The 19,683-nt window shown below is 38.5% G+C and carries 17 protein-coding genes, 1 rRNA gene and 1 other annotated feature; of the genes, 1 reads left to right on the top strand and 17 read right to left on the bottom strand.

Annotated features, from left to right (window positions below; translation table 11 throughout):
- Positions 1–21 precede the first annotated feature (21 nt).
- Positions 22–235, bottom strand: a binding site (T-box leader).
- Positions 236–261: 26 nt separating this feature from the next.
- The 5 genes from gltX to BM137_RS09040 form a co-directional block, all read right to left on the bottom strand.
- Positions 262–1,734 (bottom strand): glutamate--tRNA ligase, encoded by a 1,473-nt coding sequence (gene gltX, locus BM137_RS09060; RefSeq protein ID WP_092480851.1) that lies wholly within the window; start codon positions 1,732–1,734, stop codon positions 262–264.
- A 137-nt stretch (positions 1,735–1,871) separates the two neighbouring features.
- A complete protein-coding gene (gene ispD / locus BM137_RS09055; protein ID WP_223156108.1) occupies positions 1,872–2,594 on the bottom strand; it encodes a 2-C-methyl-D-erythritol 4-phosphate cytidylyltransferase in 723 nt (240 codons plus the stop codon).
- A gap of 12 nt (positions 2,595–2,606) precedes the next feature.
- Complete coding sequence (locus BM137_RS09050) at positions 2,607–3,716, bottom strand: PIN/TRAM domain-containing protein (RefSeq protein WP_092480850.1); 1,110 nt, start codon at positions 3,714–3,716, stop codon at positions 2,607–2,609.
- Between the two features lie 115 nt (positions 3,717–3,831).
- On the bottom strand, positions 3,832–5,205 hold the full coding sequence (gene radA, locus BM137_RS09045) for a DNA repair protein RadA (protein WP_092480849.1): 1,374 nt from the start codon (positions 5,203–5,205) through the stop codon (positions 3,832–3,834).
- 172 nt (positions 5,206–5,377) lie between these two features.
- Positions 5,378–5,917, bottom strand: a complete 540-nt coding sequence (locus BM137_RS09040) for a dCTP deaminase/dUTPase family protein (RefSeq protein ID WP_092480848.1) — start codon at positions 5,915–5,917, stop codon at positions 5,378–5,380.
- Between the two features lie 535 nt (positions 5,918–6,452).
- Between BM137_RS09040 and BM137_RS09035 the strand changes: the two genes are divergently transcribed.
- Positions 6,453–7,580: an ABC transporter ATP-binding protein gene (locus BM137_RS09035; protein WP_092480847.1), complete on the top strand. Its 1,128-nt coding sequence runs from the start codon at positions 6,453–6,455 to the stop codon at positions 7,578–7,580.
- Positions 7,581–7,849: 269 nt separating this feature from the next.
- Here the strand turns inward: BM137_RS09035 and BM137_RS09030 are convergent, their stop codons facing one another.
- The 12 genes from BM137_RS09030 to rrf all read right to left on the bottom strand — a co-directional run bounded on the left by BM137_RS09030 (position 7,850) and on the right by rrf (position 19,678).
- On the bottom strand, positions 7,850–8,590 hold the full coding sequence (locus BM137_RS09030; protein WP_092480846.1) for a polysaccharide deacetylase family protein: 741 nt from the start codon (positions 8,588–8,590) through the stop codon (positions 7,850–7,852).
- A 41-nt stretch (positions 8,591–8,631) separates the two neighbouring features.
- Positions 8,632–9,573, bottom strand: coding sequence for a 1,4-dihydroxy-2-naphthoate polyprenyltransferase (gene menA / locus BM137_RS09025; RefSeq protein WP_092480845.1), 942 nt, complete (start codon positions 9,571–9,573; stop codon positions 8,632–8,634).
- A gap of 43 nt (positions 9,574–9,616) precedes the next feature.
- A complete protein-coding gene (locus BM137_RS09020; RefSeq protein WP_092480964.1) occupies positions 9,617–10,690 on the bottom strand; it encodes an FAD:protein FMN transferase in 1,074 nt (357 codons plus the stop codon).
- Positions 10,691–10,787: 97 nt separating this feature from the next.
- On the bottom strand, positions 10,788–11,273 hold the full coding sequence (locus BM137_RS09015) for an FMN-binding protein (RefSeq protein ID WP_092480844.1): 486 nt from the start codon (positions 11,271–11,273) through the stop codon (positions 10,788–10,790).
- A gap of 209 nt (positions 11,274–11,482) precedes the next feature.
- Complete coding sequence (locus BM137_RS09010; protein ID WP_092480843.1) at positions 11,483–12,460, bottom strand: polyprenyl synthetase family protein; 978 nt, start codon at positions 12,458–12,460, stop codon at positions 11,483–11,485.
- Positions 12,461–12,492: 32 nt separating this feature from the next.
- On the bottom strand, positions 12,493–12,918 hold the full coding sequence (locus BM137_RS09005; protein WP_092480842.1) for a NusG domain II-containing protein: 426 nt from the start codon (positions 12,916–12,918) through the stop codon (positions 12,493–12,495).
- 172 nt (positions 12,919–13,090) lie between these two features.
- Entirely contained in the window at positions 13,091–14,959 is a 1,869-nt protein-coding gene (locus BM137_RS09000) for an FAD-dependent oxidoreductase (protein WP_092480841.1), read from the bottom strand.
- 313 nt (positions 14,960–15,272) lie between these two features.
- Complete coding sequence (locus BM137_RS08995) at positions 15,273–15,860, bottom strand: Gx transporter family protein (protein ID WP_092480840.1); 588 nt, start codon at positions 15,858–15,860, stop codon at positions 15,273–15,275.
- A 167-nt stretch (positions 15,861–16,027) separates the two neighbouring features.
- Positions 16,028–16,843 carry a TspO/MBR family protein gene (locus BM137_RS08990; protein ID WP_244887683.1) on the bottom strand — a complete coding sequence of 272 codons (816 nt, stop codon included), beginning with the start codon at positions 16,841–16,843 and terminating at the stop codon, positions 16,028–16,030.
- A gap of 122 nt (positions 16,844–16,965) precedes the next feature.
- Positions 16,966–18,699, bottom strand: a complete 1,734-nt coding sequence (locus BM137_RS08985) for an ABC transporter ATP-binding protein (protein ID WP_092480839.1) — start codon at positions 18,697–18,699, stop codon at positions 16,966–16,968.
- A gap of 125 nt (positions 18,700–18,824) precedes the next feature.
- Positions 18,825–19,364 (bottom strand): methylated-DNA--[protein]-cysteine S-methyltransferase, encoded by a 540-nt coding sequence (locus BM137_RS08980; RefSeq protein WP_092480838.1) that lies wholly within the window; start codon positions 19,362–19,364, stop codon positions 18,825–18,827.
- 198 nt (positions 19,365–19,562) lie between these two features.
- Positions 19,563–19,678: ribosomal RNA gene (rrf, locus tag BM137_RS08975) — 5S ribosomal RNA — on the bottom strand.
- Positions 19,679–19,683: the final 5 nt, after the last annotated feature.

Here is a 19,683-nt window from a genome sequence, read left to right as displayed (position 1 = left end):
GCGTCTTTTGTTGTTTTCACAATAAAAGACGCTTTGGGCGTGGTTCCACTTTTCTTCACCAGCTGTTTTTATACAGCTGATCTTTGACAGGGTAACGGTTGTTGACCGGTACTGTCTACTTTATTCGACAGCACGACTCCAAGAGGCACTTCACTGAATTCGCGTCATCTGCTCCCAGCATCACAGACTCTCTGTAGGCGCTTGTCCAGCTACTCTTTCTTATCATCGTCTTTAAACATATGGTATTGAATAGCTTTTTTCCTAAGCTAGAGTGTTTAACACTTCTTCTAAATGTTTTTTCGTTTTTTCGCGTCCCAACAATTCAATCGTTTCGTTCAATTGTGGTCCATGCATTTGGCCTGTTACAGCAATACGAATCGGCATGAATAAGTTTTTACCTTTGATGCCTGTTTCTTTTTGAACTGTTTTGATTCCTTTTTTGACATTTTCTGCATCAAATGGTTCGATTTCATCTAACACTTTATCAAATGCAGCCAATACTTCAGGAACGGTTTCTCCCGTTAGAACTTCACGAGCTTCGTTTCCTAACGTTGGTGCTTCAGTAAAGAACAATTCAGACAATTCAACGATTTCTGCCCCAAAACTCATTTGTTCATGGTATAAGCTGACAAGATTTTTTACCCACTCTTCTTGTTCAGGAGATAGATTTTCTTCAATACGTCCAGCTTTTACCAAATGTGGTTTCGCTAATTCAGTAACCGTTTCTAAATCTGCTGCTTTCATGTAATGGTTATTGATCCATTCTAATTTCTTCGCATCAAATGCTGCTGGAGATTTACTCAAACGAGCTGAATCAAAGATATCGACCAATGTCTTAGGATCAAAAATCTCATCTTCTCCAACTGGCGACCAACCTAATAAGGCAATAAAGTTGAACATAGCTTCTGGTAAGTAGCCTAATTCACGGTATTGTTCAATAAATTGAAGAATACTTTCATCACGTTTACTTAATTTCTTACCTGTTTCACTATTGATGATCAATGTCATATGTCCAAATTCAGGTGCTTTCCAATCAAATGCTTCGTAAATCATCATTTGTTTTGGTGTATTGGCGATATGGTCATCCCCACGTAAGATGTGAGTGATTTTCATGTAGTGGTCATCTACTGCAACAGCAAAGTTATACGTTGGGAATCCGTCACGTTTACGGATAACAAAGTCTCCTCCAACACTTTCTGCTTCAAAAGAGATGTGTCCTTTAACCAAGTCTTCAAAAGTATACGTATTTTCTTTGGGTACGCGGAAACGAATAACCGGCGTGATCCCTTCTTCTTCTTTAGCTTTTTGTTCAGCAGCAGATAAATGAGCACATTTTCCGCCATAATGAGGCATTTCGCCACGAGCTCGTTGTGCTTCACGTTCTTCTTCAAGTTCTTCTTCTGTACAGTAGCATTTATACGCGCGGTTGCTCATCAATAATTGATCGATCAGCGGATCATAAATATCCTTACGTTCTGATTGGCGGTAAGGTCCATATTTACCAGGGTTTTCTGGACTTTCATCCCATTCAATCCCTAACCATTTCAAGTTTTCCAACTGGCTTTCTTCTCCGCCTTCGATATTCCGTTTTTGATCGGTATCTTCGATTCGGATGATGAATTCTCCGTCGTGGTGACGAGCGAATAAGTAGTTAAATAAAGCCGTACGAGCATTTCCGATGTGTAAATGTCCTGTTGGGCTTGGTGCATAACGTACACGAACTTTTTTTGTCATAATATATCCTCTTCTCTGAAATAAGTGAATTCATTTTATGCTGAAGCGTTTAAGCTTATCAAATTAAAGTTAACATGCAAATGTTCCTTTGACAATTGTTAACTCTAAGATGGCGGTCAATTTTTAGTGAATTATTATTATTGACCGGGTACTTCTTTGTTCTGTTGGTGACGAAGAATAGCTTCGCCTGTGACCCAGTCTTCTGGTGTCGTCATTTTGATATTGTAGTAATTTCCGGAAACGATTCGGATACCGGAAAAAGTTCTTTCCACCACTGACGCATCATCTGTTCCAAAAAAGTCTTCCACTCGTGCTTTTTCATGAGCTTCTAAAACTAGAGAACTCTTAAATGCTTGCGGAGTCTGAGCTTGCCAGACCGTTTCTCGCAAAATCGTCTGTTCAATAATGCCGTTCTTTACTTGTTTGATGGTATCTTTAGGTGGAACAGCTAAGATAGCTGCGCCGCTTTTTTGCATTTCTTCATTCAATTCATCGACTGCAGATTGTTCCAAAAACGGACGTGCAGCTTCATGGATCATAACATAACCATCTTGAGGATTTTGTAGATATTGCAGTCCATTGTAAGAACTGTACTGTCTTTCTGCTCCGCCTACAACGAGTGTAATTGGCTTTTTGGTGTCTGAAAACTCTGCTTCAATCAGTTCTTGCAGCATTTCGATTTCATCCGGGTTGACCGTCACAATAATGTGGGTACAAAAAGGGTCTTTCAAAAAAGTCTCTAGAGCTCGTTGAATCAGTGGTTTTCCCATTAAAGACAACCATACTTTATTGCGATCGCTTTTCATGCGCTTGCCTTGGCCAGCTGCTAGTAAAACTAGCTCATAACTTGTCTTTGCCAAATCCAATCGCTCCTATTCTTTTTCATTCAGTTTCTTTTGTCCATTAGCCAGCTTCGCAAAAATCATTCGACCAGCTGCTGTTTGAAGAGCACTTGTCACCACTACTTCTATAGTTTTGTTCATGTAATGTTGTCCTTCTTCTACTACGATCATCGTTCCATCGTCTAAGTAAGCGACACCTTGAGTTCTTTCTGTACCGGCTTTTACAATAGTAACCACCATATTTTCACCAGGAATCACAACTGGCTTAACAGCATTTGCTAATTCGTTAATGTTCAACACAGGTACATTTTGGAACTCACATACTTTATTTAAGTTGTAGTCATTGGTAACGACGATTCCGTCTAATACTTTAGCTAATTTGACGAGCTTAGCATCTACTTCTTCGATTTCATTGAAGTCGCCGTCGTAGTTCTCTACTTGCAAACCTTCTTCTTTTTGCAATGCATTTAAAATGTCTAAACCACGTCTGCCTCGTACTCGTTTTAAACTATCAGATGAATCGGCGATATGCTGTAATTCATGCAACACAAAATTCGGAATTAAAATCGTTCCTTCTAAGAATCCCGTCATCACGATATCGTAAATGCGTCCATCAATAATGACACTTGTGTCTAAAATCTTGTATTTGCGGAAATTGTCATCTGCGTTACGTTCTAAGATCTGACTGCTTTCTTCCACTTCTGGTTTCGGTTTAGATTGAAATAAAGCTCTGATTTCTGGTTGGCGTGATGTCCCCACGCGAAAACCCATATATGCCAATAAGATACTTACAACGATCGGCATCACTGTACTGACGATTGGCCAGTTTAAACTGTAAAGCGACATGTTGATCAACCATGCCAACAATAACCCTATAATGGTTCCAATACTTCCTGCGATCAAATACATTAAACTCAAACGGCTGATAAACTCTTCTAACTTTTGAACCCCTTGTTCAACATACTTCACGGAAGGTAAAGATATAATATAAAAAATAAGTGCACCAATCAAAATATTCGTGAAAATGTTGTTGATCAACTGATTATGAACGCTGATTATTTCCCAAAAAACTGGCAGAAATGTTGCTCCGATACTTCCACCGATTAAGATAAAAACAAGCGAAATGATTTTTTTCTTCAACTATATTCCTCCTTTTTAAACTCTTTATTTAAAGAATAATACGAGCCATTGAGCAGCTTCGTTTTAGTATAACTTACTCTACCAAAACAAAGCTTTTCAGATGACTTGATGACTTTTAGTCGCCGAGCGCTTTTTTCAATGCTTCGCTGATTGTTTCCACACCTACTACGGTAATTTCTTTAGGCAATGTCCAGCCGCCAATATTGTTTTTAGGAATAAAGATTCTTTCAAACCCTAACTTGGCTGCTTCTTTAACACGCTGTTCGATATGACTCACTCGTCGTATCTCACCCGTCAAGCCGATTTCGCCGATAAAACAATCTGTAGCTTGGGTACCTCTTTCTTTGTAGCTTGATGCAATACTGATTGCTATCGCCAAATCAATAGCAGGTTCATCCAACCTTACTCCACCAGCTGCTTTCAGATAAGCATCTTGGTTTTGCAACAGCAGGTTAGCCCTTTTTTCCAGCACCGCCATGATCAATGACACACGGTTGTGGTCTAATCCGCTCGCCGTCCGTTTCGCATTACCAAAAGCTGTCGGAGTCAGTAAGGCTTGAATTTCCACTAAGATGGGTCTTGTACCTTCCATAGCCGCTACGACTGATGATCCGTTTGCTCCAGTCAGCCGCTCCTCCAGAAACATTTCTGATGGATTCAGCACTTCTTGCAGACCGCTCTCCCGCATTTCAAAAATTCCAATTTCATTCGTGGAACCAAAGCGGTTTTTGACTGCCCGCAAAATTCTAAACGATTGGTGACGGTCGCCTTCAAAATACAATACCGTATCCACCATATGTTCCAACATTCGCGGTCCAGCTAAAGCTCCTTCTTTAGTTACGTGCCCAACAATAAAAATTGCAATGTTGTTGGTTTTAGCTATTTTCATCAATTCTGAAGTATTTTCACGTACTTGTGAGACGCTTCCTGCAGCGCTCGTAATATCTGGTTGATTCATTGTTTGGATCGAGTCAATAATAACGTATTCCGGTCTGATCTCTTCAATGGTTTTTCTAATCGCACTCATATCTGTTTCTGGGTAAATGTAGAATTTTTCTCCATCTACACCTAAACGAGTAGCACGCAGCTTAATTTGTGTCGCGCTCTCTTCTCCAGTTACATAAAGTACTTTCCCGCCTGTCATGTTGAGCTGAGCTGATACTTGCAATAGTAAAGTGGATTTTCCGATACCCGGGTCTCCACCGATAAGGACCAACGATCCAGGAACTACTCCTCCGCCTAATACTCGGTTCAATTCGCCTAATTTGGTTTTCACACGAGTTTCATTTGAAATCGTTACATCTTGGACGAGTTGAGCTTTAGCGACCGTACCCGTCATGCTGACGCGGCTGCGACGATCGTCTTTATCTACTACCATTTCTTCCATCATTTCATTCCAACTGCCACAATTAGGACAACGTCCCATCCACTTAGGAGATTCATAACCGCAAGATTGACAAACAAATTTAGTCGATTTCTTTTTGGCCAATAGGTGAACCCCTCTTTCTTAAACTTATAGAATCACTGTCTTTATTTTACCACATTTACAAAGCTCTATGGGCTTCAGATCGAGCAATTAGCTTAAATATCCTATAAGTTTTTTCTTTATTACACTAGTATATGCAAAAACAGCTAAAAGTAGTGTTTATTTGCTCGGTGGTTTATTTCCCAGAAGAGCCAAAACCGCCAGTACGTAAAACACCTTCGTTTTGATCACCATCCGCTTTCAAATACGGCATAAAGATCCCTTGACCAATGCGGTCTCCTTTTTTGACCACATAATCTGTTGTTCCATAATTGATGAACTGGAAGTAAATATGCCCTTCATTTTTTTCATTCCCATAGTAATCAGCATCTACAATGCCCACTCCATTCGGCATAGACAACTGATTTTTGATTGGATTGCTCGAACGGTTTGCCAATTGCAAATATTCGTCTTCTTGCATGTAAGCTTTAATTCCTGTAGGAACAAGCGTAGATGCTAGATAAGTCTTGTTTTCTTCCGGTAAAACAATCGATTCTGATTCATTAGCATTGCTTAACGCTTGATTTTTCAACAGTACGTTCCAAATAGAAGGAATTACCGTATCTTCGGCTGCTTGAAAGTCATACCCTGCTGCTTGTTGAGTAGCTCTTTTCGGCAACTCGATTCCTTTTCCTTCATACGATGACACAACTTCAAAACCTCTTACTTTATTCATTTGATAATTCCTCTCTCTATTAAAAAATTTCCGCTTTCTGAGCAGATTTCATCTTATTAGTTTAGCATATTCTGCACACCTCATGAATACAATTCTTGTAATTACTATGACATACGCATGAAAGATTCTTTTTACTGAATATCAGATACTTATTTTTATAAAGGAGCTATGTCAACTAGTGGATATTGGCAATGGATGAAATGCAAATTATGAAGCGTTTGCGCTTTAGCGCGTACGCTCCGTTTGAGGCTTGAAAGTCTGGAGACTACAGGCTCCATACGATCCCATGGCTCTTCATAAGCAAACACGTCCATTCCGGAGGAAAATTCATTACTAAGTCCCTAAAACTATCTAATACAGTTTTTTTTATTTAATTTTTTTATGCGTATGACGTATGTAACTACCGATTTCACTCCTGAGCAATTTGCACAAAGAACGCTTTTCATTTTTGTGCACTCCAACATTTGAAAAAGAGAGCGTTTACAATATACTGATGATATTCAAACAAACACTTTACTTAAAGGGGACAAACGACATGGTAGAAATGGCACTAAAACAAATTCATAAACGTTATGACAATAATGATACTTACTCAGTAACAGACTTCAATTTAAACATCAAAGATCGTGAGTTCATCGTATTCGTCGGACCATCTGGATGTGGTAAATCCACTACATTGCGTATGATAGCTGGTTTAGAGGAAATCACAGAAGGCGAACTTTGGATCGGCGACACAATGATGAATGACGTTGCACCAAAAGACCGCGATATCGCGATGGTTTTCCAAAACTACGCTTTATACCCTCATATGACTGTATACGACAACATGGCTTTCGGGTTGAAATTGCGTAAGTACAAAAAAGAAGAAATCAAAAAACGTGTTGAAGAAGCTGCAGAAATCTTAGGTTTAACAGAATATCTAAAACGTAAACCAGCAGCTCTTTCTGGTGGACAACGTCAACGTGTTGCTTTAGGACGTGCCATCGTTCGTGATGCGAAAGTATTCTTAATGGATGAGCCTTTATCCAACTTAGATGCTAAATTACGTGTAGCGATGCGTGCTGAGATCGCTAAACTACACCGTCGCCTTGAAACAACAACGATTTATGTAACCCATGACCAAACAGAGGCTATGACTATGGCTGACCGTATCGTTATTATGAAAGATGGATTCATTCAACAAATCGGTTCTCCTAAAGAAGTTTATGATACTCCAAACAATGTATTCGTAGCTGGTTTTATTGGTTCTCCGGCAATGAACTTGTTTGAAGTAACTCTAAATGGAAACATGATCTCGAATGGAAGAGATCTAGAGATCGAAGTTCCTGCAGGTAAATTAGGCTTATTGAAAGAACGCGGATATGATGGCAAAAAATTGATTTTCGGTATTCGTCCTGAAGATATCCACAGCGAACAAGTGGCAATTGACGCTAGTCCAAATACTGTCGTGACATCTGAAGTAGTGGTATCTGAATTATTAGGTGCTGAAACGATGCTTTACTCAAGAGTCGGCGATACAGAATTCATTGCTAAAGTTGATGCACGCGACTTCCACAACCCTGGTGAAATGATCGAATTAGCTTTCAATATGAATAAAGGTCACTTCTTTGATTTAGAAACTCAAGAAGTTGTTCGCAGAGAACCAGTAACAATGAAACCATAATTTTGGTTCAAATGATTACCCCTTTTTATCCTTTCTGTCTTTGTGGCAGAAAGGATTTTTATTTGAGCTGCTGCCAAAAAGCCGAGAGTGGGAAAAAAGGCGTTTAGCCCCGAATCACTGGAGCGAATAAGCACAGGATGGTCGTAGACCATTCGAGCATTATTCGTGAAGTGGACGTCGGGGCTGCCTTTTTGAGCACGTTTACGAAACCAATATTCGTAAAATTGAAGGAGCTGGGAGTTATTTCCCAGGTCCGGCTTTTCCCAGCTTTATTTCACTAAATCTTTAAATTGTTTTAAAGCTATCCCTAATGGAATAACCTCCCGGTGCAATTCCAGCGGTGTTGTCAGGCGCGTGTTCATCCCTGACTCGCATGTAAAAGCAAACTCCATACCTGCGTTCTTTAAGCGCAGCACATCTTCTTTGTTGTAAATGCCAAAAGGATAAGCAAACACTGAAGGCTCTTCTACAAACTCTCCACATTCATCCAAATCACTTTTCAACTCTTCAAAAGAAATATTTTGGAAAGCCGTGCTGCCGTCTGCATACCTTTGATGCAATCGCGTTGTATGATTAGCCGTTGTTATACTATCTGCCATCTCTGACAATTCTTCTTTGCTCATCGTTACAGAAAGATCAGGTGCATACGATTCTCTCTCTTCACTCAACCATCCCAATACTACAAAAGAAACGATGGGAATGTTGTGTTTTTTTAGAATCGGGTAAGCATACTTTTTAAAAGATTGATACGCATCGTCAACCGTTAGTAAAATAGCTTTCTTCGGAATATCTTGTCCTGTGTAATATGCCCGTACTTCTTCCAACGTCAAAAAGTGATAACCTTCCGCTTTTAAATAAGCTATTTGCTCTTCAAAATCTTCGACATAAGTAAACAACGGTCGCGGCAATGCATCTTGATAATCTTGCGCAACTTTTATTGTCGATGGACCTGTTTCAGTTATTTCTTCTCGTTTGCGAAATTCATGGTAACACAATGTTCTAAACCCCATACACCCTCAGCCTTCTCTCTGCTTAATCATTGCGCTTCACATTAACCAAATAAAATCCCCAGACTGTACAATACGATTTGCGCTCCATGGTAAACGACTAAATTTTTAATAGCCAACCCGAATGTGGTCGCTTTATCTTGCTTGTCTTTAAAAAGCTGGATGCTTTTTTGCACGATTGGGAAAACCAACCATATTCCTAACATCCATATTGGATTAACGCCTGCAAAGACAGCTAATGTTGATGCGGCAAATGCTCCATAGTAAAGCCACGCGTACAATTTGATCGCTAACGGCTTTCCAATATAAAACGTCAACGTATACCGGTGGTTGGTAATATCTGTTTCATAGTCGCAAATGTTATTCGACAACATAATATTTGCAATTGTGAATACCAGCGGCAGCGATGCTAGGAAGACAGCTGCAATATTTTGCAGACTGCCGCTCAGCATGAAGCTTGGCCAGTCGAGAACCAGCGCCGTAATAAGTGTTGAAGGAACATTGATAAATACAGCTATAAAGAAAATACCAAAGCCCATTGTCAATCCTGACATCACTTCTCCTAAAGGCATTCTAGAGATTGGGAACGGACCGAAAGTATACAATATACCTACCGCAAAGCATAGCGCTCCAATAACCAACAACAAAATATTGGTTCTATAAACTAAAGTCAATCCAATAATGGCAGAAAAACCGATCATCGCTACAATTAAGGTAGTGGCTTGTTTAACTGATAAACCAGCTTTTCCTAAAATATTTTCATGTTCTTTATAATGCATATTTTTAGCTTTGACATAGTCCATCGTATTATTGATGGCAGTCGTCGCCATGTCGAACACCAACATCGCTATAAAAAATAATATTGTATTAACTGCATTGAATTCTGAAAAATAATAAACTGAAAATAATATACCTAAGGTAAAAGGGAACAAGCTGGCTAATTTAGTTCTGATTTCTACTAATTCTAGAAAAACGGGCATACTCATATCGTGCACTTCCTTCAATGTTTGTTATCTACCTTAAAACTATCTACTGATTGACCCAAGTGTACTCTTCATTGGTCAATTCAAAATTGTCTTTCATTCCGTTTGAAGTGTAAACTTCTTTATCTTTTGTAATGAAAACAGCTTCTATATCCTCTCGATTATTCACATACTCCAAGCCTTTTTCCAACCCGAGACCGAATACTACTGTAGAAAGTGCATCTCCATCAACAGATCGTTCAGAAATAATAGAGACACCAGCAATTTCATTGTCAAATGGATACCCAGTTTGAGGGTTCATCAAATGATGGTAAATTTCTCCGTCTACCTCTAAGTAACGCTCGTAGATTCCAGAAGTCACGATCGAGCGATTTTTTTGCGCCGTTTTCCCAACTGTTTCTCCTCTTTCAGATAATGGATCTTGTATGCCAACATTCCAAGCTTCCCCTTCTCTAGTAGGTGAACCTCCCATAACGATAACATTTCCGCCTAAATCAATAATAGCTGTCGTAACTCCTGAATCTTCAAATAACTTTCTTATTTCATCTGCAATATACCCTTTAGCAATAGCTCCCAAGTCTAGTGCCATACCTTCTTCAGTCAAGAAAACACTTTTATTTTCTGTGTCAAATTCAACTTTACTGAAGTCTACTAAATTTAATGCTGCATCAATTTCACTCTGTTCAGGCTTTCTGGCATCGTCAAAGCCGATCCGCCATAAATCTGTGATTGGTCCAACAGTGTAATCAAATCCTCCATCAGAGACCTCACTGTATTCAGCGGCTGCCTCAACCAATGGGTAAACTTCATCAGACAATTCTACGGCTTCTTTTCCAGCCAATTCATTAATTTTGTCTATTTCTGAGTCTGGCTCATTAACCGTTATTTTATCTGCTAATTCTTCGACTCTCTTAAATCCTTGTTCGAGAACAGCTTCTTTTCCTTCATCATAAACACGCAACGTTACATATGTTCCCATCAAGAACTCTGTTTGTTCATAGGGAGTTTTTAATAGAGTCTGCTCTTCTTCAACACCCGAACTGCACGCAGCTAACAATAAAAAGCATAGTCCCGTCAAAAACCAAACGAACCTTTTTTTGTTTTGGTTATTCCTTATCATTTTTGTTTTCTCCTCACTGATTTGAATCATAAATAAAACAGGCAGGAACATGTTCTGCCCCTACCTGTTATTATAAATAAATTATTGAGAATAGAAACTATTTGTTGTCGATTTCGATTGTTTCAGTATTGCCTTCTTCAGCAGCATCAATCAATTGTTGTGCGTATTCTTTGAAAGATTCTGAAGAATGAGTTGCGCCAGTCACGACTTCTACTGCTTCAGGATCTTGAGTTTCAACTAATTGTTCGTTTAATTCAGGGAAGTAATCAGCTGGACCTACTCCAGCAACTTCTGCCATTTTTTCTTGGTAGCCTTCGTCCTCAGATTTTTTAGCTCCTGCTTCATTCAAGTTTTCGTAGTTTGATTCAGTGATTTTGCCGCCTTCTACAGTAATAGAGAAGTCTGTTTTCCAACCATTTTCATCAAGATTTTTTTCTACTAGTTTGTAAGTTCCATCTTGTAATCCGCCTTCTGAAGCTGCTGATTCTGTAGTACTTGCTGCTTCTTCATTGCCGCCTCCGCATGCTGCCAATACTAATGCTGATGCTAAAGTTAATGTTGATACTGAGAATAATTTTTTCATTGCTAAAACCCCTTTTTGTTTTGTTTTATGTAGCTTTTGTGTTTGTTTTCACAAATAATCGCATTCCTTATTACGCTTTTATAATAGCACTTAGATAGAATAAAAACAATAACTTTTAGGAAGTTAATGAAATTTTTCATTAACTTTTGACTATTTAATGAACATTTTCACAATAAAAAGAAAAAACCTCTTTACAGGAGGTTTTATTCTTAATTATTTCGCATTAAAGCTTGCTCAGTAATGATTAATAACTGTTCCTTCACCGGATTATCCGGCAGGCGTTCAATTTGCTTCAAGGCTTTTTGAGTATATTTGTCAGCCAATTCTTTGGCTTTTTCTTCCCCGCGATATTGCTGGATCAGGTGGTAGACTTCTTCAAGTTCTTCTTCGCTGATCTGTTCTTTCTTGGCAATATACGGTTCAAAAGCTCGCCGATTTTCTTGCATAGCAAATAACAATGGTGCCGTATAGATTCCTTTTTTAAAATCATTCATGATAGGTTTACCCATAACGTCGGTTTTTTGAGTGTAATCTAATATGTCATCTATGATTTGAAAGGCTAACCCGATGTTATTTCCAATTTGATAAGCTGCTTTCGCCAGCTTTTCTGATCCTTCTTCATAGGCCCCCGCATAACAACTCAAAGCAAACAGCTGAGCTGTCTTCCCTTGAATCTGATGAATGTAATTTCTCATCGTCATTTTTGGATTGAAGGTCATGTCCATCTGATTCAATTCTCCGATGAGGATCTTTTCCATTCCATTGTTATCGAGCTGCAATGCTCCAGCATCTTCAACATAATCTGACAATAAACGGAAACACACCGTAAACAAATAATCTCCTGTGTAGACAGCAACGCGATTATCATATCGCGAGTTGATCGTTTCTTGTCCACGACGCAAAGGTGATTCATCAATGACATCATCATGGACTAAAGTTGCCAAATGTAATACTTCTATTGCAGCAGCTATAGCTTGTGCTTTTTTGCTGTCTGCATCTTTTTTGTACTGCGAAAACATTATTGTATACGCTGGGCGCAGCATTTTCCCACCTGAAGACAACAATTCTGTGATTTTTTGATTAACGTCTTTGTTTTTAATGGTTATATTTTTTTCGATCAAAGCATTACAAGCCTTTAATTCTGCTTGAAGGGACGGATATTTTTTCCACATTGGATGAATCTTCATACACTTTCTCCTCTATCTTTGAATACCTTATCTTAAGAGATAATATCTAACTCGGTTTCTACATCAGCATCAGGCTGACTAGGTTCTATTTCTACTAGCAAATGGTTAGGCAGACAGACGATAGTCTCTCCGGCAGCGTCAATTTCTCCTTTTCGTACACACAATTGATCTGAGCAATTGGCATCAGACATATAAACTTTTAACCCGTCTCGAATGATCGTATTCTCATGGCCATGTTCGTCTGTGAAAACATATTCTTCCGTTTTCCCGTCCTCTGCCAAAGTAAATTCCGCCAGTTGTTCACCGTCTGCACTGATAACAGCTATCAGCTCAGCGTCTTTTACTTGTGCTTGTGCATACGTAAAGACCCCAAGCGGCAGAAAAGAGGCCAGCATCAGAGTAAGAACAATAACGACATCCCACCGGCGCACCATACGTAATTGTTTCTTTAAATCCATATCTACACATCCTAAAATATAATAGAGTCCAAAGCAGCGTCGTCTCTTATCAACGATACGAGAACAACTCAGCGACTTTTCTTAAGCTTATATTTTATTGACTCATTTGTAAATCCATTAAACAAAATAAAGGATGAGACGTTTTCTGTCCCATCCCCATTTTTGTCGCATTTTACTTTTGAATACCTGTTTCGTAAATCGACTTGACGTCTCCATACCACCACTTGCTTAGTTTCTTTTGCAGCCATGGCATAACGTAGTAGTCTAAACCTAAAGCTCTACCTGACCCATTCATCAAGGAGAATGCAACCGGGATGAACCAAATGTTTACCCAATAGAACATACCTGAGAGTGCAAATGAAATGACTAAAGCAATCGTAGCAGCATTAGCCAACCACGTAAACAATCCTACGATAATAGCTAATCCGATCAATAATTCAACGATCGTCATGAATTTTTGGAAGAACAATGCAACATCTTGATTAGGAATCATGATTTCCATGATCCAGTTAAACCAGCCTGGAGCTTTACTGAATACCATCATTGGTTCTTCACCGTATACATAGCTTAAACCAAATACCGGCTTAGCAACAACTTCTTCAACTGCCTGAGAAGCTCCTGTAGTAGGGTCTTTCAACCATTCAAACGGCAATACGATTTCGTCTCCAAACCATGACGTTGTACCGAACAAACCAAAAGTTTTTTTCAAACCTTCCCAAGCCCACATACTACCATAGAATACTCGCAACGGAACTGACCAAAGGATGTTTCCTAAGCGTGATAAATGACCTCTGAAGATATTACGTTCATCTTTAATAAAGAAGAATTCGTGTCTGATGTATTGAACAAAATAGAATGCTGACCCGATAGTCAAGAAGTACAACAAGTTCACCATATGTTTAACAAACATTGCGATGAATCCGCTCAAATGAATTTTATCCATCAAATAAGCTACACCATAACGAGAACCGATTGAAACCATGAATCCTTGGTAGTTCCCTTTGTGTTTCGTTTTTTCTTTGCCTTCAATCGAAGCAATGATATTTGCAGCGGCTGTATGTCCTGTTTGTTCAGCACTTTGAACGATTTGAGGAACTGGAGTATTGTCTTTTTCAGGTTCTTCGTAATAAACGATGTCCCCAGCCAAGTAAACATCTTTTACTCCTTTAGCTTCCATAAATTCATTAGCAACTAAGCGACCAGCTCTAGCTGTTTCGATTCCATAACCTTCAACATCTGATGTAGCTTTAACACCAGCAGTCCAAATCAATGTATGTGTAGGAATCACTGTCCCGTCAGTTAACTCGATAGAATCTTTTTCAACATTCGCTACACCATTTCCTTTGATGATTTGAATGCCTTTTTTCAACATGTAATTTTCAGCTTTTGTTTGTTCTTTTTCAGTAACCACACCAAGAATTTTTGGAGCAGCTTCTACTAAGTACAAACTAAATTCATCTACATTTAATTTATTGTCTTTAGCTAAACGTTCTTTCCATTCCATCAATTCTCCGACCATTTCAACACCAGTGAAACCTGCTCCACTGACTACAGCCGTCAACATAGCTTTTCTTTTTTCAACATCGTGTTCATTTGAAGCCGCTTCTACTGTGTCTTTGATATGACGACGAATAGTATTTGCATCTTCCCAAGACCATAAAGTAAATCCGTTTTCTTTTACTCCAGGAACGTTGAATGTATTTGGCTCTCCACCCATAGCTAAGATCAAATAGTCATACGTAAATACTGTTTTAACCGTTTTGACTGTTTTAGCATCGTGGTCTACATGAAGAACTTCGTCTGTAACCACATCTACGTTTTTTTGACGAGCAAATAATCGTTGTAAATCATATTGGATCGCATCTGGTTCTACACGCCCGGCAGCAACTTCATGTAACTCAGTCATGTAAGTTTGATAAGAATGCTTGTCGATCAAAGTGATCACAACATCTTTATCTTTTTTAAAGTGTTTCGACAATTTTTTCGCAGCTGCTACGCCGGCATATCCAGCTCCAACTACAACAATATTTTTTGTTGCCATCTAAAAAACCCCTTATCTTTTCTTTTCTATAATTTGTTATTATGTGAGCAAACAAGTGCAAAAAAATTTTACTTACTATTTATTATTACGAGTTAATTATAATTTATTTAGCTTGTTATGTCTACACTGATCAAGCAAAAATATTGATGTTACATGATTTGTTCTCATTTCTGTCAATTGTATACGCTTTACTGTTCTTTATTTCACATGTGAGTTGTAGATAAAAGAAAAACTAAACAAAGTCTACTTTAATAAGACTTTTAACAAAAAAAATACTACAAAAACACTTTGACGTTGTTTTTGTAGTAGCGAATCATCGCTCATTCCATTTATTTTCCAGAGAAGCTTCATACCATTCTCTTGTAAGCTTATTCTTTTTCGCTTCTTCATTTTGTATCTTTTTGATTGTTGCTACATGTTCCATCAAATAATTCGCCGCTATCCCAACTGCTATTCCTGCAAAGATTCCGGAAAAAGACAGAATTGGAAGATATAACATAACGCTAAAAGATTGAGCAATCGAGCTTGCAACGATTAATTGCCCTACATTATGCAAAATCCCGCCTGCAGCACTGACTCCAATCAAACTTACTCGTTTTGGTCCCAGCATTCGTATAACCAGCATACCAAAATAACTTAAAAAAGCGCCTGCAAAACTGTAGAGAAAAGTAGAAACCGTTCCTCCTAGTAAGGTAGTTACTAAAAGGCGCATCCAAACAACTTTAAAACTGTCTTTATAAGATAATGTAAATAAAGCCAGTATGGTGATCATATTTGACAGCCCCAATTTCGCCCCTGGAGCGAATGCAAAAGGGAAAGGAATAGATCGTTCTATCAATGAAATAACGACCCCTTGGGCAGCTAATAATGCAATATACATCAGACGAGTATTTTTAGTCATACATCATAATCCTTACTTTTTAGATTCATAAAATAAGTTTACCATACTTTAAAGTTAAAAAGAATTGAATAAAGAAGAGAACAGCGCAAATCGCCTACCTCTGTTCCTATAAAATAACCTACCGAATGAGAAAACCTTCTTCTCGTCCGGTAGGTTATTCGTTCTCATTAATAATATTGTTTAGCTCTTTTCTTGCGCAATACCAGTAAATAAATTCCACTAGCTGCTAAAGCTACCATTGTTCCTGCAACAGTCGCTATAATCAGCGGATAGTCGCCATCGAAACCACTCGCTGATAAATGCTTGTATCCTATTCCAAAATAAGCCCATAAAAGAGTCAAGCCGTAAACAATGTCTTTATTCGTTAACATCGTTGTGATTCCTATCAGCACACCAACAATCAATATAATGATCGTCCATGTTTCACCCGACAGACCCCAACCATTCCAATTCCAGTCTACTAATAAAGTGGTGACATTGGCAATGGTAGCTACCGTGATCCAGCCAAAATAAATACTAAACGGCAAACGGATAAAAATTTTGTCTAATTTTGATAAATGAGTTTGTGTGATAGATTGGTTGATCAAAATCAGACAAACCAGTAAACTAGCGATCAATATTGTAGAAAGTCCAATAAATCGATAATGCCATGCAAGAATCCAACTAATATTCGCTAGTGAAGAAAGAATGAATAAGATTCCGATTTTTTTCAGCCAATCTGCTGACGGCGGACGTTTCCCTCTTTGCACAACTACTAATTGATAAACAGCATAACCTGCCAAAAGAAAGTAAATAACTCCCCATATGGAAAATGTCAGCCCTGCCGGAGCAAATAAGTTTGGATAGGAGTCTGAAACTTCTCCCGTTGTGATTCCATTAATTGGAAGAATATTCGCTAAAGCGTTTGTTCCTATCATAGCCAGATAAGCTAATACAACTAAATAATTGACGATTGATCTAGCTTGCCTTCTATTTGTCATCATTGTTCTGTTCCCCTCTTTTCTACAATTATGAATCTAATGTATAATTTAAGGATATAACAATCTAACTGAAAAGCCTAAATAAATGATTCGTCAATCATTAAGAAACTAGTCCTATTTAATACCTAAGAGAGTTGTTGTTCGGCAAATTGTCTATATAAGAAATGAGTTGCTTTTAATTCTTCATGAGTGCCGCTTCCTGTTACTTGTCCATTCTCGATAAACACTATTTTATCTGCATTCACTATAGTCGCTAATCGATGAGCAATGACTAGTGTCGTCCTGCCTTTCATCAAGCGTATCAATGCTTGTTGCACCACTTGTTCCGATTGACTGTCTAAACTTGCAGTAGCTTCATCCATTAAAAGGATTTTAGGATCTCTTAAAAAGGCACGAGCAATGCTTATCCGCTGTTTTTGACCTCCAGACAACATAATCCCTCTCTCTCCAACTTGAGTGTCTAAGCCGTCTTTAAATCCTTTAATAAACCGATCTGCATAAGCTAGTTCAGCGACCTCCCATAAACGCTCCTCCGTAATATTAGTTGCATTTTCTAGTCCATACGTCAAATTTTCCCGAATTGTGCCTGCCATCATTGCACTGTCTTGAGAAACATACCCAATTTGACTCCTCCAAGATGCCAACGAAAAATCATAAATAGACCGATCTCCAATTAAAATATCTCCAGAGTCTGGTTCATAGTACCTCTCCAACAAGCTGAACAACGTCGTTTTCCCACCCCCGCTAGGTCCGGAAAAAGCAATCATCTCTCCAGGATGTGCCGTCAAAGAAATGTCTTTTAAAATAGGTTCGCCTTCCTCATAACTAAACGTAACTCCTTTAACTGTTAACCCTTTTTCTGCTATCTCTTCTTCCCATCCTATTTGTCCGTTTTCATCAGGCAACTCTAGAATATCCATGATTCTTTCCGTCGCACCTATCGTTTTGTTCAGCTGAGTAAAGAATGTCGCAAATGAAGTGATAGGGTAAATGATTTGAAATAAATAGAGTAAAAAAGCTACTAACGATCCTGTAGACAATGTTCCATCGGCTACACGAATCCCACCATAAGCAAAAATCATGACAACTAATGCCATCATAATCAAATACATCAAAGGCCCCACGACTGAAGTCACTCTCGATTCTTTCAACCCAATACCAAATAAGCGCTCAATACCATGCTTACCCTTCGCTTCTTCCACTGCCTCTGCTGTTGAGGATTTCATTAAGCGGATTTCACTAAAAGTCTGCTGGATATTCCCTGAAAATTCAGCTGTTTCTGCTTGCAGCTCTCTAGATATCTTTCCCATCTTTTTTCCTAATGGTATAATCACCAATAAAACTAACGGGACTGATACCAACATCAACAACGTCATTTGCCAATCCATTAACAACAAAATTGTTACTGCTCCAATAATCGATATGATACCTGTGATAAATTGCGGAAAATAATACGTGATCAGATCTCTCACGATTCCAGTATCATTAACAAGTCTGCTGACTGATTGCCCACTAGGGTTGCTGTCAAAGTAACTAACAGGCAAGTGAATCATTTTCACCCATAACCGATGCCTTAAGCGAGCCACCATTTGTTGCCCCGCCTTTGCTAATAGATAAGCTGATCCGCCATCTATTAGTGCTTGCAAAAGAAATGCTGCTGCAATGAGACTGATAATCCCTGCAGTTAACGTGTCCAACGTAAATTCATCTACTATATTTCCAGCTATCAATGGAATAGTTAAACCCACTAAGGTCGTTACTATACTTCCAATCAACCCAATAATCAATGCTCCTTTTGAAACTTTAGTCGACAACAGCAGGTGGATAAAACTTTTAATGCCATTTGGTTTAGTTTTCACCTTACATTACCCCTTTAATTTCAATTGCTTCCTTTTACATATCATAGCAGTCTGCGAACTGTATCACTATCAGAATGAACTCTTTAGAAAAACAAAAAAAACACATCTAAATAGATGTGTTTTTGTTACATAGTTGCTTTTAAAGGTGGTGTATTGATTTTTTCAAGATCCAATAGTTCTTGTTTCATTTCCAAACCACCACGATATCCATTCAATTTTCCATTCTTACCAATCACACGATGACAAGGGACAACGATTGCAATAGGATTCTTTCCTATAGCAGAACTGACTGCACGAATAGCTTTTGGATTTTCTACTGCCCAAGCAATATCAGAATACGTTCTTGTTTCTCCATAAGGGATATTCAGCAATTCTCTCCAAACCATTTTTTGAAAATTTGATCCTTCTACATCCAATGATAAATCAAATTTCTTTCTTTTACCTGTAAAGTATTCTTCCAACTCTATACAGTAAGGTTCCATAAACATGCTATCTTCTTTTAATAGCGTTCCTGGTCGGTTTTTTTCGATCCAAACGACTAATTCTATTAAACCAGCATTTTGCGACCCTACAAAAGCTAAACCTTTCGTAGTAGCAGCAATCAGGTATTCTTTGTCATTCAGACTAAGAGCACAATAATACATTTCTTTAGTTGATTCTTCCATATAATCCACTCCTCTTGATACTCATGGAGCTGTGACAGATATCAAAATCAAATATTCTGTCTTTAGTTTCCGTATCTTTATCTTACATTTATTGTACAAGGATTTCTAAAACTAAGATAGCCAAATCAACAATAGTAATCTTATTGTAACTTAAATATGTACAAAAAAAGCACCATCCGAAGATGGTACTTTCGATTTGCGTGGCAACGTCCTAGTCTCACAAGGGGAAACCCCTCACTACCTTCGGCGCTAAGAAGCTTAACTTCTGTGTTCGGCATGGGAACAGGTGTGACCTTCTTGCCATCATCACCACACATAT

It is taken from the genome of Desemzia incerta (assembly GCF_900115825.1).
Taxonomy (GTDB): Bacteria; Bacillota; Bacilli; order Lactobacillales; family Carnobacteriaceae; genus Desemzia; species Desemzia incerta.
This window is presented reverse-complemented; position numbering and strand designations above follow the sequence as displayed.